Annotated in this window: 14 protein-coding genes; 4 read left to right on the top strand and 10 right to left on the bottom strand. The window is 50.2% G+C overall.

From position 1 onward, the window contains the following. The first annotated feature begins 373 nt into the window (after nucleotides 1-373). Complete coding sequence (gene cra / locus BZG75_RS01655) at nucleotides 374-1,387, top strand: catabolite repressor/activator (protein ID WP_021023252.1); 1,014 nt, start codon at nucleotides 374-376, stop codon at nucleotides 1,385-1,387. On the opposite strand, the gene BZG75_RS01650 is transcribed toward cra, so the two are convergent. From BZG75_RS01650 to rsuA, 7 genes are all read right to left on the bottom strand, one after another. Continuing rightward, nucleotides 1,384-2,502, bottom strand: a complete 1,119-nt coding sequence (locus BZG75_RS01650) for a lipocalin-like domain-containing protein (RefSeq protein WP_199878825.1) — start codon at nucleotides 2,500-2,502, stop codon at nucleotides 1,384-1,386. The genes cra and BZG75_RS01650 overlap by 4 nt on opposite strands. Before the next feature lie 10 nt (nucleotides 2,503-2,512). Next, complete coding sequence (locus tag BZG75_RS01645) at nucleotides 2,513-4,987, bottom strand: FtsX-like permease family protein (RefSeq protein WP_077575973.1); 2,475 nt, start codon at nucleotides 4,985-4,987, stop codon at nucleotides 2,513-2,515. Further along, entirely contained in the window at nucleotides 4,968-5,639 is a 672-nt protein-coding gene (locus tag BZG75_RS01640) for an ABC transporter ATP-binding protein (protein WP_077575972.1), read from the bottom strand. The genes BZG75_RS01645 and BZG75_RS01640 overlap by 20 nt, the downstream gene beginning before the upstream one ends. A 147-nt stretch (nucleotides 5,640-5,786) precedes the next feature. After that, the gene (locus tag BZG75_RS01635; protein WP_021023256.1) at nucleotides 5,787-7,163 is read right to left on the bottom strand and encodes an MATE family efflux transporter; all 1,377 of its coding nucleotides are present in this window, start codon (nucleotides 7,161-7,163) and stop codon (nucleotides 5,787-5,789) included. 88 nt (nucleotides 7,164-7,251) lie between these two features. Beyond that, nucleotides 7,252-7,917: a DUF2913 family protein gene (locus BZG75_RS01630; protein ID WP_077575971.1), complete on the bottom strand. Its 666-nt coding sequence runs from the start codon at nucleotides 7,915-7,917 to the stop codon at nucleotides 7,252-7,254. Beyond that, entirely contained in the window at nucleotides 7,914-9,122 is a 1,209-nt protein-coding gene (locus BZG75_RS01625; RefSeq protein WP_077460584.1) for a Bcr/CflA family multidrug efflux MFS transporter, read from the bottom strand. Before BZG75_RS01625 ends, BZG75_RS01630 begins: the two co-directional genes overlap by 4 nt. A 246-nt stretch (nucleotides 9,123-9,368) precedes the next feature. Further along, nucleotides 9,369-10,061, bottom strand: coding sequence for a 16S rRNA pseudouridine(516) synthase RsuA (gene rsuA, locus BZG75_RS01620; protein ID WP_077460585.1), 693 nt, complete (start codon nucleotides 10,059-10,061; stop codon nucleotides 9,369-9,371). Between the two features lie 286 nt (nucleotides 10,062-10,347). Between rsuA and BZG75_RS01615 the strand changes: the two genes are divergently transcribed. From BZG75_RS01615 to rplY, 3 genes are all read left to right on the top strand, one after another. After that, nucleotides 10,348-10,809 carry a GNAT family N-acetyltransferase gene (locus tag BZG75_RS01615; protein WP_077575970.1) on the top strand — a complete coding sequence of 154 codons (462 nt, stop codon included), beginning with the start codon at nucleotides 10,348-10,350 and terminating at the stop codon, nucleotides 10,807-10,809. Between the two features lie 111 nt (nucleotides 10,810-10,920). Continuing rightward, nucleotides 10,921-12,720: a DEAD/DEAH box helicase gene (locus BZG75_RS01610; RefSeq protein WP_077575969.1), complete on the top strand. Its 1,800-nt coding sequence runs from the start codon at nucleotides 10,921-10,923 to the stop codon at nucleotides 12,718-12,720. A gap of 140 nt (nucleotides 12,721-12,860) precedes the next feature. Continuing rightward, nucleotides 12,861-13,142, top strand: a complete 282-nt coding sequence (gene rplY / locus BZG75_RS01605; RefSeq protein WP_021023262.1) for a 50S ribosomal protein L25 — start codon at nucleotides 12,861-12,863, stop codon at nucleotides 13,140-13,142. 122 nt (nucleotides 13,143-13,264) lie between these two features. Here the strand turns inward: rplY and BZG75_RS01600 are convergent, their stop codons facing one another. The 3 genes from BZG75_RS01600 to BZG75_RS01590 all read right to left on the bottom strand — a co-directional run. Beyond that, on the bottom strand, nucleotides 13,265-13,531 hold the full coding sequence (locus BZG75_RS01600) for a DUF1289 domain-containing protein (RefSeq protein ID WP_077575968.1): 267 nt from the start codon (nucleotides 13,529-13,531) through the stop codon (nucleotides 13,265-13,267). A 99-nt stretch (nucleotides 13,532-13,630) separates the two neighbouring features. After that, on the bottom strand, nucleotides 13,631-15,997 hold the full coding sequence (locus BZG75_RS01595) for a DNA polymerase II (RefSeq protein ID WP_077575967.1): 2,367 nt from the start codon (nucleotides 15,995-15,997) through the stop codon (nucleotides 13,631-13,633). 102 nt (nucleotides 15,998-16,099) lie between these two features. Continuing rightward, nucleotides 16,100-16,287, bottom strand: a 188-nt coding sequence (locus BZG75_RS01590; protein ID WP_199878824.1) for a transposase, incomplete at its 5' end; no start/stop codon positions are given.

Genomic DNA, 16,287 nt, shown 5'->3' with positions numbered 1-16,287 from the left:
ATGACGGTATATCGGGATCAGGGATTGGTCTTCATTCACGTTACGTCAGACCCTAATAATGTTTTTTTGTGTACAGTCTTTCGCTATACCATTTGGCTGAATCGTTTCAGCTTTTGGCCGCAATTACCCGCGTTATCGATGAAATGAATCTCATCGTTACTGTCGATTCATTCTAGCCACGATTATCGAAACACGACGCAATAAATAACATTCGTGTGATGGTGACGCGATTTACATCCAAAGCTGAAACCTTTCAGCTTTAAGGCTGAATCGTTTTAGCTTATAATGCAAGCCTATTATTGATCGGGGATGTGCAAAATTTGATCGCATTCACAAAGCCATCAATAACGATCGGCGCACTAAGGATTCGTTTATGAAGCTAGATGAAATAGCCCGCCTTGCTGGGGTGTCACGCACAACAGCCAGTTATGTGATTAATGGTAAAGCCGACCGTTACCGGATCAGCGAGCAAACACGTCAACGCGTGATGGCGGTGGTCGAGCAACATAATTATCAACCTAACCGCGCAGCGACGGCATTACGAGCAGGCACGACCCAAACACTGGGCTTAGTGGTTCCGGATCTTGCTAATACCAGCTATGCAACGTTAGCCAAACTCTTTGAACGCAAGGCGCATGATCAGGGTTATCAGGTTATTATTACGGGATCAGACGACGATCCTGAGCGAGAAAAAACGGTTGCACAGACGCTAGTATCCAGAAAGATTGATGCCTTAATTGTGGCCTCTTGTTTACCGGCCGATAATGCCTTTTATCCGAAACTACAGCAGCAAGGCACCCCGATTATCGCGATTGACCGTGGCTTAGATGCCACACAATTTGCCAACGTTTTAACGGACGATGCGAAAGGGGCTTATCAGCTGACAGATCGCTTGATCAGCCCAACCGATGTCTATCAAGCTGGGTTAATCGGTGCAGTACCGGCTCTGGCGATATCTCAAGATCGTGAGCAAGGTTTTTTTCAGGCATTACACGCACAGCACGTCGAGGGACAAGTACGCTATGGCAATGCCTTTAGCCGTTCAGAAGGACAGCGATTAATGACCGAATGGATAGACGCTGGGGATTTACCCGATGCGCTTTTAACGACATCGTTTACCCTTTGCGAGGGTGTGCTGGATGCGATTCGTCAGACCGGTATCGCCCCCACAGCCCTGTATTTTGCCACTTTTGGTGATAGCCGTATTTTAGACTTTCTGCCTTTTGGTGTGCAGTCTTTGCCGCAGCAATTTGAAGCGATCAGTGATGCTGCCTTAAGCCTTGCGGTGTCTGCCGCTCAAGGCGATAACCAGCCTGGCGTGATTACCGTCGAGCGTCAGCCAATATGGCGCCCACATCAAACCCAGGCCTGGGTTGGCCTCAATTAATAGCCCGTCGCTTCCATAAACCCGCGGCCTGTTGCGCTTCCTTGCACGCGCACTGGCCCTTCCCAATACGGCACACTCAGCGCCATCCAACTTTGCGCATTGAGTGGCTGCGTAGTGATGTTAATCCCTTCGTCTGGTACTTGTATCTGCCAGGCTATCGGCAAACTGACCCCCTCGCGCATTTTGGCATGGCTAATAGGTAACATCCGAATATCCGATTGCGCTAAGGCCACAATGCGCCCATTTGGATACGTTAATGAACCAAACATAAAGGGCTGACTGCCTCGGATTTGGGTGACCATTAACGCGCGACCATCGTCTAAATTAAGCCCGAACCAATCCCATCCGCTTTGATCCGATGCCATCGCACCGCTAGACCATTCTTTATCGAACCACCCTTTTCCCGAAACGGGTATTGTCTCACCATCGATGATAAGCTGACCTTCAATGGTCAATTGTGGCAGAGAAAAGTAATAAGACGCTGACGGCTCATTGGCATGGCGAATACTGTATCCTTGCTCGCCCTGTTTCACGCGCAAGCCACCGTCAGCCACCTGGAGTGCGAACCCCAATGCTGCATCCTTATCGGACCATGATGCACGGACTTGCGCCGGTAAAGGTTGATCGTCCCCCTGCCATTGCCAATCATCCAGCCAAGCCTGAAATGGTGACAGCGTCACGCCAGTCTGACCAATACCACCACGGGCAAAACGCTCGGCTTCCCACTGTTGATCGGCACGCGTAATAGCAACATGCGCCATATAAAGCTGCTGGTTTGCCCATCCTGTTTGATGGCGAGGACTCAGCGCACGGCGAAATAGAGTCCATTGCACACCGTATTCTTGTCCCGCATTATCCGTCAGTGTGGCTGTCAAATACCACCATTCCGTGGCAAATGCAGGATGAGAGGCCATATCCTGCGGATAGAGAGGTGTATAATCAGGCGTAACAGCGGCAAAGCCATCTTGTTGGCCAAACACATCAAAGCCATCCGCTAAGTCGGTCGACGATGAAGACTGTTTTCCCAACCCGATCAAGACCCCCAACACCATCACTCCGATTAAGCCAAACACTACACGGCCAATAGAGCTTAACCTTCGCTGACTTGATCTCACGGCGACTCTCCTATTGCGCATCACGTAACGACGCGGCGGCTGTCCGCTTAAGCATACGGTAAACCGGCCACGCCCCGGCCACCATTAAGGCGAGTATTGATAGGCTAATGGTCGTTGCATAGGTCATTGGGAAAAAATTCATAGTCATTGTCCAACCAAACGATGCTTTGAGAACAACATGAATTAACATGCCCGCTAACACCAAGCCAAGCGGGATCGCGATAAGGGCACTGACTAACCCAAGGATCACCAATTGCCCGCCCCCAAGAGCAATGAGCTCTCGCCCTGATAGGCCCAAATAACGCAACAAGCTGTACTGGCGTTGCCGCGATAGCTCCGTGGCTAACGTTGCGAAAAACAAGCCGCTAATCGCCACGATCAACATCAACACACACAAGCTTTCGGTGACAGTAAACGTTCGATCAAAAATGCGCATGGCGTAACGCATAATGTCGGCTTGATTTTGCACCTGACCATTGCTCAGGCTAAACCGTGTATTCATTTGATCAACAAAATGATCACTTGGAGCTTCTTTATCAAGTACCACCGCCAACGATGGGCGTCCTTGTGCTAGCCATTCGCCCGCCTCACTATGCGTTGAAACCACCAACTGTCCGTATGGATTACCGTAATCGTAATAGATCCCTGCCACGTGCCAGCGTTCGCCCATCGGTGCGGGCAGATTAACCATTTCACCAACACTTACGTCAAATTTAGCGGCGAGTGATTCACTTAACAGTACCGCACGTTGCTGGTGTAATTGTGACCAATATTGGGGTTGGGCCGATTTGACGGCTAACGATTGCTTTTCTAGCGCTCGATCACCAACCGATAACACCTCCAGGCGTCCTTGGGGCGCGACCAACTCACGTCGATAAGTGGCCCAAAATTGCGACACGTCTTCTTGTTGCTCAAGCCAGGATTCGATTCTGGGTAGCAAAGCATTGCCGGGTCGAACATACACATCCGCGGCTAACCGTTGCTGCAGCCAAGTTTCGGTGCTGGTGCGAAAGCTCCCCACCATGGTTTCCATACCTATATGCGCAGAAACAGCAAGCATAAAGGCCATCGCGGCGACACCTCGGTAGCTTAAACTGGCCGCCGCATCGGTAAAGAACCAACGCCAACGTGCGCCCGCATAGCCGCGCGCCAAGGTATGAAACAACCAGCCACAGGCATAGGGCAACGCTAGGGCGGCACTTAACATGGTTAATGCGATCAGCGTAAAGCCTTGCCATTGGCTACTTTCCCAGTAAGACACGCCCCAAGCTGTTACGCCCAATAGTATCGCGATGATCGCTTGCACCGCATACTCTTGGTGTGTCCCTCGAATTAGTGTCATTCTTTGGGATAAGCGCCCCGGCGATGTGTTAAGTAAGCGCACCAGCGGCCAGGCTGATGCCATCATCGCCCCTAAGATCGCGAGCAACAGACTCGCCAATCCCCATTGCCATTGCCAATGCATCACCAAGTCAATATCAGCGCCATACAAGTCAGACAAGGTGGTAGCGACGGCAGGGAGTAATTGATTGGCGAGCATCAAGCCCAGCACATTGCCACTCATCACGCCAAGCACAACCCATGCGAGAATCTCAGCAAGCATAACCCCAGAGAGTTGACGCCCATCAACACCGAGTTGGCGTAGCGCCCCCACCAGCGGTTGTCGTTGTGTCATTGAAAGCGAAATCGCTTGGTAGAAAATAAACAGGCCCACCACAAAAGCCAGTAATCCCATGGCAAGCAAATTAAGATGGAAAGCACGGGTGAGCGGCCCTAACTGTGTGGCCTGTGTTTTGGTCAATGTCAGTGCAGGTGGTAACACATTGCGAATCTGCTGGCGCTCCGCTTGCGTTAAAGACCCACACAGGATGTCGGCGATACCGGCGTGTGAGGACAAGGTACGTAGCAACGCCATATCGGCAACTAAATACGTCCCCATACTCAGGGCATCGTTGTCGAGTACTCGCAAGGGGCCAATAGCTGGATAATCAAGCAGATCAATCATTTGCCCATCTTTCCAGCCTTTATGGTTCGCCATCGCCTCACCAACATAAACCGGATAAGGCGGCGTGATTGCATTGACCGGTGATATCCCTTTGTTTGCACGCCCTTTATCACCGCCACGTTCAGCTAACAGCGGCAACATGGCAATGGTATCAACGCCCATAAGATTGAGATCATCAAGTGACGGTGTCACGACTTGCAAGCGATCAATAGGAACACACTGCGTTAAGCCTGCCCGGCGTAAATCAATATAAAACGCCTGCGGCACACGTTGGGTCCGCTGGGTATGATGAATACTAAACGGGTAAGGATTACTAAACAGCTTGGCGCCTTCCCGATAGCTTTGCTGGGCGTGTTGGTTAATCGATAACACGCCAACAAGCAGAGCGACCCCAAGGGTTAGCCCTAGCCATACCAGCAAAATCTGAAAAGGATGGCGGCGATAGTGCCCCCATAGTGCATTAGCGACGGGCCCGAACACTGAGCACGCCTCCTTGCAGCCCAATGCTGCCCTGTAAGTAGCTGGCAACCGTATCACTGTGCGTGACCAATAAAAGGCTCGAGCCTTGCTGACGTGTCAACGTGGTTAGCAAACGCATGACCGCATCCGCGTTGCGCTCATCCAAGCTACCGGTAGGTTCGTCGGCCAACAATAATTTGGGGGCCATGTATAAAGCACGGGCGATCGCGGCACGCTGTTGCTGCCCGCCTGACACTTCTTCCGGGTATCGATTTAATAGCGGCATTAAATCAAGCTGAGAGACAATTTGCCGCCACAAATTCGCATCGTCTTTGAGCCCTTTTAACTGGCGACAAAAGCGGATGTTGTCGGCAATCGATAGCGTAGGAAGCAAGTTGAACTGCTGAAAGATAAGACCAATGTTCTGACGACGGAACTGAGTACGCTCTCGTTCGGTTAACGCGTGTAAAGGGGTATCATCCAGCCAGATCTCACCGCTGTCGGGTTTATCCAACCCAGCAATTAAGTTCAGTAAAGTACTCTTGCCTGAGCCGCTCTCTCCCATCAGCGCAAGCTGGCTGGTGGAAGACAGCGACATCGCCGCGCCTTGAAGCACAGGATGAAAATCGCCCCCGTCCTGATATCCCTTGCACAGCGCTTTAATTGCTAACATGCCAATGCACACCCTCATAGTGTTTTAAAACAGCAATAAACGAGAACTAGGTCACACTGTTTGACTAATTTGGCAATGTACCCCAATTAAGAGGCTGAGAAAAGGGCAAAACTAGGTAGACAGCTTCCCATTGCGTCTTCTTTTCAATCAACGGGCATCATCGACAAGATAGTTTAGCCATACGCCCGATTTAACTCGAATGACAGAGCCGACCCATTTAACGACTTCTTCTGTCGCCAATAACGCATAGACCCAATAAACCGGCCATTCAAACACCACGGCAGCAGCGAGCACCACGGGAATACCGATCAACCATTGCGCAACAAAGTCTTGCCCCAAACAGTAGCGCACATCACCACCGGCACGCAGCACACCAACGATCATCGCCATTGGGATGGTTTTAACCACAATCAGCGCACACATTGCCCAATAGAAATATTCAGTAATTTGCGCCGTTTCACCAGTCAATGCGGGGAAAAACCCCAAGACCCAAGGTTTAATCAGCAGCATCACTGCGGCAATAAAGACGCCTGCAATCAAATTAAACACCGCCACTTGCCATGCTTGATGATAGGCGGTATCGGTTTGTTTAGCACCCAGATTGTTCCCCACTAACACAGCAGCGGCATTGGCTGTGCCAATCAGAAAAGAGAGCGATAACGACTCAACCGGAGTGATCACCGCTATCGCGGCTAGCCCTGCTTCGTTCACATGACCAATAATGGCGTGGTAAATGAACAAGCCGGACGACCACATTAAAAAGTTAAACGCAGTCGGCAAAGAAAGCGCCAAAAAGCGTTTTACTGCCACCAGTGAGAGCGACGTGCGCCATTCAGCAAGGGAAAAGGCAACAAGGTGTTGGCGACGGTACAAATAGGTATACAAGGCGACAACTTCCACAATACCACTGAGAACCGTTGCCACTGCGGCCCCTTTTGATCCGAGCTCTGGCGCGCCGAAGTGACCAAAGATAAACACCCAGTTGAGTAGGATGTTCACACTGATCCCCACGCCACTAAAAAAAGTGCTGATCCCCGGTTTATGCATGGCACGCAGCCCCGCCGCCAGCCCTGACACACTGGCCAAGCAAAACAGCGATAACCCCGCGATCTGCAAGTAGTCTTGCCCCAAGGCAATCACCGTTGGGTTATCACTGGCAAAGCCAATAATGACGTCCGCATAGACCCAAAAAACAAAGGCACTTAACGCCGCAGTGGCATTAGTTAGGGTCACGGTCAGCGCAATTTTTTCTCGAAATCCTTGCCTGTCGCCCGCGCCCCAGTATTGCGCGACCAACATAGAGCCACCGGTCATCGCCCCAAAAATTAACAGGGTGGAAACAAACATTGCTTTCCCTGCAATCCCAATCGCAGCGACATCAGCCTCACTTAACTGACCGACCATCAGGATGTCGACCAAACTGCGGCTGGAAAACATCATGGTTTGGAGGGCAATGGGAATGGCAATTAACAGTAAGCGTTTTAAAAACACCACATCAAAAAAAGGACGAGAAACAGCGCTCACAACAGACTCCAACCGATAAGGCAACGCGCCTAGTTTACGTGGCTTTCAAACAAGAAAAAACCGCCCTCAGACGGTTTCTCAATGCTCATCAGCGGTATTCTTTCACCATAGATTGCCGCGGCATCACCATTAAGCAATCCGCATGATTGTCGGGCCAAAGTCGATATTCAGCATGATATTTAACGATCGACTTATAGGCCGTGACTTTCGTGGGTGCTAGTTTGGCTTGATGCGCCCAATTCATTACATCAATTTCTGGTCCACGCACATAAATGCTAAGAGGATGAGCTAAGTGCCCTTCTGCATTGAATGCCGCCTGAGTTGCCTCAGGACATACCACCAGTGAATGCTGTCCTTCAGAGACAATCTTGACCTTTCGATCAATCGGCGTCTGGGTGTGCAGCATCCAACCCGCCTCGCGGGCACTATCAATCATCTGTTGTAATTGGGCGTGCTGGACCGGGCTTGCCGGCTCATCGACCGGAAACCACTGCGTATAGAGTTGCTGAATGTGTCGAAATTCGGCCTCTAATCCGGCTTGAGTGCCGGCACTACGGGCACGCTGCGTCCAACGTTGCAAATCCGCTTTTACGCTGTGGTGAAAACGCTGTTTCTTAACCGCTTGCGCCACCCAACGACCTAAAAACACCTCGCGAGCGGCTGGCGCATCAGCCACTTTTTTAGCATCGATGGCGGCAGCTAACTCATCGAAGGCCGCAGCCATAACGGTTTGAATGGTGATGACATAACTCATGGTTCTTTACGTGCTAGCGTCCAGTAGAAAACGGCAGAGAGTATCGCACAAATCGCGATGGCGCCAATCATCCCCCAAGGTGTTCCATCAGAGACCACGGCAACGCCTGCACCGACTAGGGATCCAATACCAAAACGCATGGTACCCGCCAATGATGATGCAGTACCTGCCATTTGTGGATAGCACGCCAGCAAGCACGCCATACTATTACTGCCGATGGTTGAAATCACACCGACATACGTCATCACCGGGATCACCGTGCCCCAAAGCCCCATGTCTAACCATTGAAAAACAGCAATGGCAATGCCCGCCACCAGCTGGATACCCAACCCGAGCCGCAGCATCCAATGTGATCCCATTTTGCGGACCAAGCGCCCATTGATAAACGTCATCACAATCAAGCAAACGATATTAAGCGCAAAAAGATAGCCAAACATCTGGGCGCTGACGCCATAGTAGTCGATATAGACGAACGAGCCCGCGGTTAAAAACGAGAACATCCCAGCAAACGAGAACCCAGAACAAAAGATCATTCCTACCGCAAAGGGGGTTTTTAGCATACGGGCATAGTTACGCAACGAGGCACCAATCCGCATGGGCGGACGGTTTTCTCGCGGTAACGTTTCGGGGATCCGAAAAATAATGCACAAGGTCACAAAGCAGGCCCATCCTGCCAGGACCCAAAAAATCGCACGCCAGTCAAACCAAGTCAGCAGATAACCGCCAATCATTGGCGCTGCCAAAGGTGCAATCGTCATCACCAACGTAATAAACGACATGGTACGCGCAAACTCTTCGCGCTCGAACATATCGCGCACCAAGGCTTGAATGATCACCGCCGCCGCTGCACCGGCAAAGCCTTGTGTGGTACGCGCAATCATTAATACATCAATATCTTGGGCCATCGCACTGACCACAGCACAGATAAAAAAGAGCGCAACGCCACCAAGCATCACAGGTTTACGACCATAACTGTCCGAAATTGGGCCGTGGAAAAGCTGTCCAATCGCAAAGCCAGCGGTATAGGCCACCAGCGTCGACTTTACCGCGCTACTGGGCGCGTTTAAATCCGCGGCAATGGCCGGCATGGCGGGCAAATACATATCGATCGCCAATGGGGTCAATGCAGCAATGGCCCCAAGCACCAGGATTAACAGCCAACTTAACTGCGCTGGGGACGACGTAACAGCCGATGATTGCGACATAACACTCCTTAACGTAAAAGACAGGAAAAAGGGAAATAACGTGAGATTGGTCAAAGTGTAACAATTTATTATTGCGTAGTGGGAAAGAATGTCTTTCTTTTCATCACCAATCTTTAACACCAGTCTTTAAAAACAATGTTCAAAACCCGCTTAAAAAATTACTTCGCTCACATTGAAAAAGCACAGCGAGAACTGTGCTTTCGGGTCGATCGTTGCCCTAGGTGGGATCTAAGGTGTCACACTTAATTATGCCAACAAGGCAATTTCTTCATCGGTGAGAGGGCGATATTCGCCAGGCTCGAGCGTGTCATCGAGCTCAAGCGCACCCACAGATTCGCGATGCAAAGCATCTACTTTGTTACCGACTGCGGCAAACATACGTTTCACTTGATGGTATTTACCCTCTTGAATCGTCAATAAGGCTTCATACTCACCCACCTGCTCGAGCTTAGCGGGCAATGTCGCTTGCTGCTCACTGCGTAACATCACACCCTGCTCAAACTGACTCGCCGTATCTTCACTGATCGGATCGGCTAACCACACCCGGTACGTTTTTGTACACTGATGCTTGGGTGACGTGATACGGTGAGACCATTGGCCGTCGTCGGTCAGTAACAATAAGCCTGTTGTGTCTGCATCCAGGCGACCCGCTATATGCAGCTTTTCTGCGTTCACTTCATCGAGCAAAACAAATATCGTGGGATTAAAGGCATCTTCGTGTGAACACACCACGCCCGCAGGTTTATGCATCATAAAGTAGCGTGGGCCAGACAAGGTTAACGATCGTCCCTCAAATTGCACATCCGCGGTTTTACCGACTTTGATGGCGCCAGATTTTACGATCTCACCATCGATGGTGACGCTTTCACTTTTCAGCACTCGGCCAGCTTGCTTTCGTGTTACCCCTAGGGTTTCACATAAAAATTTATCTATCCGCATATTACCATTCATTACACCTATGTTTGCGGCGATTATACGTCACATCGCCACGAAGACACAGATCAAGTTTTACTAGATTTGGCGGCAAAACTGAAAGCAATAAGATACACTCACTCTCATTGTCGGTGACATGCGTTAGTCATAATGCAAGCACTACCAAACGCTTTTTGTTGAGACGCCGAGTCTGTCACATCGTGCTAATCGAAAAACGCACCGAGATTGAGCCTACCGACTTGGCGAGTATGATACGGTCGTCTTGACCAATCAGTGATAAAAAGGAAACACCATGATTGTCTCTCTTCGCCGCCCTGACGTCGATACCCTGGAAACCTTACTCACACTCTCGCGCGAACAACATGAGCATGAGGCCTTGCCGTTTGATCGCGAGCCGGTGGTTTCTACCTTTAACACACTATTGTCACAACCCGAGCGTGGCGATGTATTTCTGATTGATGTTGAGCACGAAGGAAGAACGGATACGATCGGGTTTATCGTCTTAGCCTATAGTTTTAGTGTCGAAAATGGCGGCAGCGTCGGTGTGATCGATCAGTTTTTCATTCAGCAAACCTGGCGCCGTCAAGGCGTGGGTTCGCAAGTGATCCCTGAGGTAGAAAAGCAAGCCAAAACAAGGCAGTGTGTGGCCGTGATTTTAGAAATGAACATTGGTAACAAAGGCGCTCGCCTGTTTTACGAGCAGTTTGATTACCAACCACGCCGTCAGCATTGTATTTTCACGAAACGGCTATAATGGACCGTGATTTATCGGTTAGGGATAAATTTATCGGTTGGGTATAAATAGTCTGTACCTGAGCGAACAAGTCAGTAAACTAAACGGCCTCACTTAGGCCGTTTTTTGATTATGTATACCTTACGTCCGTACCAGTCTGACGCTGTTAAAGCCGTCCTGCACTATTTTCGCCGTCATACATCGCCTGCCGTTGCCGTTCTGCCCACGGGCGCCGGGAAAAGTTTGGTGATCGCTGAATTAGCGCGTATTGCCAAAGGCCGAGTTCTGGTCTTGGCGCATGTTAAAGAGCTTGTCGAGCAGAACTACGCCAAGTATGAAGGCTATGGGCTCACCGGCGGTATTTTCTCCGCTGGTTTAGGACGTAAGGAATCAAATGAAAAGGTCGTGTTCGCCTCGGTACAATCGGTCGTACGCAACCTCGACGCCTTTGCCGACCAATTCTCGCTGCTAGTGATCGACGAGTGCCACCGCGTTCCTGACAACGAAGACAGCAGTTATCGTCGTGTTATTCAGCACCTACAACATGTCAATCCCGGTCTAAAAGTACTCGGGTTAACCGCTACGCCATATCGGTTGGGGCAAGGTTGGATTTATCAGTACCACACCAGTGGTAAAGTCCGCACCACTGACACCCGTTTTTTTCGCGATTGCGTTTTCGAACTGCCCATTAGCCATCTTTTGGATGAAGGGTTTTTAACCCCGGCCCATGTTTTGGATGCACCGCTTCTTAGCTATGATTTTTCACAAGTCTCACGCACTGCCAGCGGCTACTACCGTGACGCGGATCTCGATAAGGTCGTCGCCAATGCCCCGCGTGCCACCCCGCAAATTGTCGAACAAATCCTTGAGTATGCGCGCCCGCGCCAAGGGGTGATGATTTTCGCTGCGACTGTCAACCATGCCAAAGAAATCATCACTTATCTTCCTAAAGACAGCGCCGCGCTGATCATCGGCGACACCCCTGGCCTTGAACGAGATCGTCTTATTGAGGCGTTTAAACAAAAAGCACTGAAATACTTGGTCAATGTCTCCGTTCTCACCACGGGGTTTGATGCCCCTCATGTGGACTTAATTGCAATATTACGTCCCACGGAATCAGTGAGCCTTTATCAGCAAATAGCCGGTCGTGGATTGCGATTAGCGCCCGGAAAAAAAGACTGTCTTATCCTTGATTATGCCGGCAATGTTTACGACCTGTATCAGCCCGAAATTGGTATGCCTAAACCCGATAGCGACAGCGAGTTAGTCACCATTCCTTGCCCTGCGTGCGGGTTTAACAATAGCTTTTGGGGCAAACTGGATGACAACGGCTTTTTGCTTGAGCATTACGGTCGCCAATGCCAAGGATATTTTGAAGACGAGACCGGGGAGCGTGAAATCTGCGGCTATCGGTTTCGCGCTAAATTTTGCGATGAATGCGGCACCGATAACGATATTGCCGCCCGCCGCTGCCACCAATGCGACGCGCCGTTAATCGATCCAGATAAAAAACTGCGTGAGGCACTCAAACTCAAAGACGCGCTTGTGGTGGCGTGTGCCGATATGACCCTCACAGCGGGCAAAAATCGCTACCAAAAACCGCAGTTAAAAGTGACCTATCACACCAACGATGGCAACGATTTACACGAAGTCTGGCCACTTGCGACCAAGAAACAGAAACACGACTTTTTAGCGCGGTTTGTTCGCCCACATTTAGTCGATCGCCATCGTCCCTTCACCGAAACCGCGCCCACTAAAGTGACAGCGTCACAACATCGATTTCGTCCGCCTGATTTTGTCATTGCACGCAAACAAGGCCGTTTTTGGCATCTGCGCCAGAAGATCTTTGATGTCGATAGTTTTATTAGCCAAGACAGATTGCAGGCGATGTTGGCACAAAGTCGTGGGCAAGCCTTTGCAGAAGCCGACTAACACGCGCAAGCAGGCCTTCTGCGCACCGATGACGCTTGTTTTCGCGCGCAACCAGTGCTACTATCCGCGCTCGTTTTTGGGTACTGAGTTAGGTCGCTACGCTCAGTGCTATTTTTTCACTCTAAAGAGAGTTATTAATTATGTTTAAATTCGAAGCTGAAGTACGTACAGAAAAGGGTAAAGGTGCGAGCCGCCGCCTACGTCATCAGAAAAAATTCCCTGCGATTGTTTACGGTGGCAACCAAGAGCCTGTATCTATCGCACTGAACCACCCTGTTGTGGTTAACCAAATGGACAAGCCTGAATTCTACGAAGGCATCATCCTGGTTATTGATGGCCAAGAAGTAAAAGTGAAGCCACAAGACATCCAACGTCACCCGTTCAAGCCAAAAGTTGAACACATGGACTTCATCCGCATCTAATCGCTGTGTCGATAAAGATGGAATGAGATCAGGCGTCCTCAGGGGCGCCTTTTTTGTGTTTAAACATTATAAGTAGCACGCTTTGCGTATCAAGCACTCTGGCCGAAGTATTCGCTGGGATGTTAGCTGTCATCAAACAGCGAAGGCTGATGTGGAAGAGTTTCCGGCTCTAAGGCGGTTTCCTGTGTCTGTTGGGGTTTGGCACGCATAATGCGCAAATAACGCTGGTGGCATAAGCGAACCACATTGCGCTTTTGCTCGTTGGTAAAGTCATACCAATAAAAGCGCTCATCGCGACTGCGAAAGCACCCTTTGCAGTAACCTTTGTTATTGACCTGACAGATGCCTTTGCACGGACTCGGCACCTCGAAGAAATCGAGCTGTTCCACGTCATCCTCCCTGCTGATTCTTTCATTCAAGCGGGTGGCAGACACAATTGCAAGTCGCGCGTTAAAAACTGCCCGAACAAGACAAACGATCAAACGTGCTTAGAACAACCCCAATTGCGGTAGCGCCAAGGTGTCGAACTCTTTACCAATAAACGGCAGGATGCCATCAGCAATCGGTTTAAGCTGTTTATCAATATAATGTTGATAATCCATCGGGCTACGCCGATACATACACGGCTCAGGCCCATTAACCGTGATCACATACTCAATCCATCCCCCCCGTTGGTACTGTTCAGGGCGGCCACGTTTTTGATTTTCACTGTCAGCCAGCCGCGCGGCACGCACGTGCGGTGGCACATTTTTCTGATACTCCGCAATCGGGCGTCGTAACCGTTTACGATACACCAGCTCGGCATCACGCTCCTCTTGTTGCGTACAGGCGACCACATCGCGAATAAAAGCATCGACATCATCACCATCAAACACACGTTGATAAAGCTGTTGCTGGAACTGTTGCGCCAATGGTGTCCAATCCGTCCTTACCGTTTCTAACCCTTTAAAGACCAAATGAGACTCGCCGGTATCAGGATTGACGATCCGTCCTGCATAACGCTTTTTACTCCCGGTTTCTTGCCCACGAATGGTGGGCATTAAAAAGCGTTGATAATGGGTTTCGTATTCAATTTCCAGCAAGGATTCGAGACCATAGGTTTCCTGCAAGTGTTGAGACCACCACTGATTCACATGGCTAACAAGCTTTCGCCCGATGGCATCGGCGTCCTCGCTTGCTTTTTCTCCCCCCAATGACACAAAGGTAGAGTCTGTGTCACCGTAGATCACCTCAAAGCCGTGTGCCTCAATCAACTCACGAGTGGTCTTCATAATCTCATGGCCGCGCATGGTAATCGATGATGCCAAGCGATGATCAAAAAAACGGCACCCCGATGAGCCCAACACGCCATAGAAGGAATTCATGATAATTTTAATTGCCTGCGAAAACGCTTTTTCACCGGCTTTTTTCGCCCGATCACGCGCTTGCCACAACTCATCAATCAATGCCGGTAAGTAGTGCTTTTCTCGATGAAAAACACCGCCTCGAAACCCAGGGACCGTGTCGGCTTCCTGACCGGCCTCTTGTGCTTTTAACCCCTCTATGAGTCCAAGCGGATCAATAAGAAAGGTACGAATAATCGAGGGATACAGCGATTTAAAATCCAACACCAGCACTGAGTGATATAAGCCGGGTTTGGAGTCCATCACATAACCACCAGGGCTCGCGATCCACCCTTCGCTGGCTAGATTAGGCGCGACATAACCGGAACGATGCAAACGCGGTAAAAACAAGTTAGTGAATGCTGCTACCGAGCCGCCCACGCGATCGAGCTCTACCCCGGTTAAGCGTGAACGCTCGATTAAAAAGTCGAGTAAGTGAGTGTGATCAAAGATTCGGTTAACCAAACGGCAATCTTGTAAATTATAAGTCGCAAGCGCGATTTTATCCTGATGAAACATGCGATTAATCGAGGCCATACGATCATGCGGATCATCAATCGCTTTCCCCTCGCCCAATAACGTTTGTGCAACCGCCTCTAGCGCCCAAGATCGGAACCCATACGTCGCGGTTTTTAGCGCATCAATCCCATCAATCACCACCCGCCCGGCTAAACTGATAAAGCCCGGCTTATTGCTACCACCATCACGCCAAAAAGCGCGTTCCCCGCCGCGACCAAGGCGTAAATCACGCTGGTAGCGTTGCGCGCGTTTAACCAATAGGCGAAAGTCAAAATCAATCACATTCCAGCCCACCACTACGTCTGGATCGTATTGTGCGAACCAACGCTCCAGGGCGACCAATAAAGCCTCTTCGTTATCCACCCACTCTATCCACGCCGGGGCATCGTTCTGAGGCGCACCGACCATGATCACGCGACTGTCTTTTTCACTGTCTAACCCCACCGAATAAAGCTGACCTTTTTGTGAACACTCGATATCCAACGAGACATGATGAAGCGTGGGCGTATAGTCCGCTTGCTTCGCTTTGCCTTGCGTCACTTCTAGATAGCCCTGACGTTGACGGGCCTGACCGGTAAACAACAAGCTGCCACAAATATAGCGCTCCATCAGATAACGATCGGCCAAGCGTAAATCCCCTTCATAAAGCGCAATAGCAGCCCGCGTTATCACCTTCTGGCCTTCTCGGGCACGTTTAACACTGGTGAAATAACAGGCTGCAACAGGCGTATGTTGGAAGGTTGTTAGCGGTACCGGTTTGCAATAGGCATTGGAATCGATAGCAGGTAATAACGCCTCCACCCGCGCTTTTTCTTCCAACGGCACAAAAAACACACTGTGCTGATCGTCAATACAGAGTTTGATCGGGCCTTCTGGCGTGGAAAGCCATAAAACAATGGTTGAGGTATGGCCCCAATCACGCTGCTGGCGCGTGATCACAAACCCTTGCTGCATATAGGGCGCAGTCGATGAAGTCACAGGCGTTATCGATATGGATCGTGTGAATGATAAGGACAGTGTAACAAACGTGGCTAATTACTGTATAGATAAGGCTCTTCACCGTTCATGGTGGAAAGTCATATCAAGCCCCCCAAAATAGAACAGTATCGCTGTCTTGAACCGTTGTTTGTTTCTAAAGCCTTTGGCTCTAAGCTTCATGTATTGGATTTTGGCATTTATAGCTTCCGCCAGGCCATTCGATGCCTTCAGCCGCATTGCATTAAGGATTGCTGGTAAGTGCTTTT

The sequence above is a fragment of the Salinivibrio sp. AR640 genome, assembly GCF_001995405.1.
In the GTDB taxonomy this organism is placed as follows: domain Bacteria; phylum Pseudomonadota; class Gammaproteobacteria; order Enterobacterales; family Vibrionaceae; genus Salinivibrio; species Salinivibrio costicola.
The sequence above is the reverse complement of the archived record's forward strand: the minus strand, read 5'-3'. Positions and strand labels throughout refer to the sequence as shown.

What these genes read in the sequence shown, in the direction of transcription:
- BZG75_RS01625 (WP_077460584.1), bottom strand. Translation starts at nt 9,122, where the DNA reads ATGTCGCAATCATCGGCTGTTACGTCGTCCCCAGCGCAGTTAAGTTGG.
- BZG75_RS01610 (WP_077575969.1), top strand. Translation starts at nt 10,921, where the DNA reads ATGTATACCTTACGTCCGTACCAGTCTGACGCTGTTAAAGCCGTCCTG.
- BZG75_RS01615 (WP_077575970.1), top strand. Translation starts at nt 10,348, where the DNA reads ATGATTGTCTCTCTTCGCCGCCCTGACGTCGATACCCTGGAAACCTTA.
- BZG75_RS01630 (WP_077575971.1), bottom strand. Translation starts at nt 7,917, where the DNA reads ATGAGTTATGTCATCACCATTCAAACCGTTATGGCTGCGGCCTTCGAT.
- rsuA (WP_077460585.1), bottom strand. Translation starts at nt 10,061, where the DNA reads ATGCGGATAGATAAATTTTTATGTGAAACCCTAGGGGTAACACGAAAG.
- rplY (WP_021023262.1), top strand. Translation starts at nt 12,861, where the DNA reads ATGTTTAAATTCGAAGCTGAAGTACGTACAGAAAAGGGTAAAGGTGCG.
- cra (WP_021023252.1), top strand. Translation starts at nt 374, where the DNA reads ATGAAGCTAGATGAAATAGCCCGCCTTGCTGGGGTGTCACGCACAACA.
- BZG75_RS01595 (WP_077575967.1), bottom strand. Translation starts at nt 15,997, where the DNA reads ATGCAGCAAGGGTTTGTGATCACGCGCCAGCAGCGTGATTGGGGCCAT.
- BZG75_RS01640 (WP_077575972.1), bottom strand. Translation starts at nt 5,639, where the DNA reads ATGTTAGCAATTAAAGCGCTGTGCAAGGGATATCAGGACGGGGGCGAT.